Annotated in this window: 2 protein-coding genes and 1 tRNA gene; all 3 read left to right on the top strand. The window is 61.4% G+C overall.

The window, feature by feature from the left end:
• The first annotated feature begins 71 nt into the window (after nucleotides 1-71).
• The 3 genes from AC1DVM_RS23165 to AC1DVM_RS23155 all read left to right on the top strand — a co-directional run bounded on the left by AC1DVM_RS23165 (nucleotide 72) and on the right by AC1DVM_RS23155 (nucleotide 994).
• Nucleotides 72-162: transfer RNA gene (locus tag AC1DVM_RS23165), tRNA-Ser, on the top strand.
• Nucleotides 163-282: 120 nt separating this feature from the next.
• Nucleotides 283-696 carry a VOC family protein gene (locus tag AC1DVM_RS23160; RefSeq protein ID WP_477258492.1) on the top strand — a complete coding sequence of 138 codons (414 nt, stop codon included), beginning with the start codon at nucleotides 283-285 and terminating at the stop codon, nucleotides 694-696.
• 100 nt (nucleotides 697-796) lie between these two features.
• Nucleotides 797-994 (top strand): hypothetical protein, encoded by a 198-nt coding sequence (locus tag AC1DVM_RS23155; protein ID WP_477258490.1) that lies wholly within the window; start codon nucleotides 797-799, stop codon nucleotides 992-994.
• Nucleotides 995-1,213 lie beyond the last annotated feature (219 nt).

Here is a 1,213-nt window from a genome sequence, read left to right as displayed (position 1 = left end):
CCCCCTGTTCGCGTCTATTGCGCCACCTGTGCGAAGCGAGATTTCCCAAGGATTTTCTTGTTTTTGCGCCCGGAGACGTGGCCGAGCGGCTGAAGGCACTCGTTTGCTAAATGAGCATACCCCAAAAGGGTATCGAGGGTTCGAATCCCTCCGTCTCCGCCATAACGTTGCACCAAGTCAAATATAGTGATGGGAATATCCGGCGGCGGCGAAAGCTGTTCCTAACGCTGTTCCTAACCCAACTTTCGCGAGAGACTGCGCCGACGCAGATTTGGGAAGGCCATGCCGAAAATCGAACGCATCCTCGAAACTGCCTTGTATGTCTCGGATCTGGATCGCGCGGGCGACTTCTACGGTTCCGTTCTCGGCCTTCCGAGCCTTCATGCCGACCGTCGGATGCGGGCTTACGACGTAGGCGGAAAAGGGGTGCTGCTGCTCTTCCCGCAGGGCCAGTCCCTCCGGACGATCGAGACCCCGGGGGGAACCATTCCACCGCATGACGGGCAGGGACCTGTCCACGTGGCGTTTTCCATCCCGGCCGGCGAGTTGCGGGAATGGGAAGACCATCTCGCCCAGGCCGGGGTCTCGCTGGAAGGCCGAACGAAATGGCCGCGGGGCGGCGTCAGCGTCTATTTCCGGGACCCCGACGGGCATCTGCTGGAGCTTGCGACGCCCGGCTTGTGGGAAGGCTATTGAGCGCGGCCGCTGCCCTGTTTTGCTCTTTTCGGAACCTCGACGATGCCGTATCGAAGAATTTCGTCTGGCGCCCACATCAGGCGCGGCCCGAGGGAATCTCATGATCGGCTGGATCGTTCGCGCTCTGATGATCGCCGGCGGCGTCCTGACCGGCTGGATCATTGCCGGCGACGCGCCGCTTTTCGGCGTCGTCCAGATTTTCGTCACTCTGTTTCTGATGGCGCTCATCGTCGCGCTCATCGCGTTCTGGCCACCGGAGGCCAGCGAGCGGCTTCATCGCTTTTTCAAACGACGATAGGCCGGCGACGGGCTTCGCCGGCTTATCGCTGCATTAGTGCTTTATGAGCGGGAGGGGATGTTGCGCATGCCCTCATGGGCCGTGGTGGATTCGGGGTGATCGGGCCTTTGCGCACGCTTTTTCATTTCAAGCGCGCGGCGTGCATTGGCCTTGTTGATCCGGCGAGCCTCGTCGCGGCGCTCCTGTTCGGCCTTCGCGGACATGCGGTCGTAGATGAGC

Source organism: Microvirga sp. P4_A5, from assembly GCF_056402495.1.
The sequence above is the reverse complement of the archived record's forward strand: the minus strand, read 5'-3'. Positions and strand labels throughout refer to the sequence as shown.

Coding starts and splice junctions, on each gene's coding strand:
- AC1DVM_RS23155 (WP_477258490.1), top strand. CDS start 797: ATGATCGGCTGGATCGTTCGCGCTCTGATGATCGCCGGCGGCGTCCTG.
- AC1DVM_RS23160 (WP_477258492.1), top strand. CDS start 283: ATGCCGAAAATCGAACGCATCCTCGAAACTGCCTTGTATGTCTCGGAT.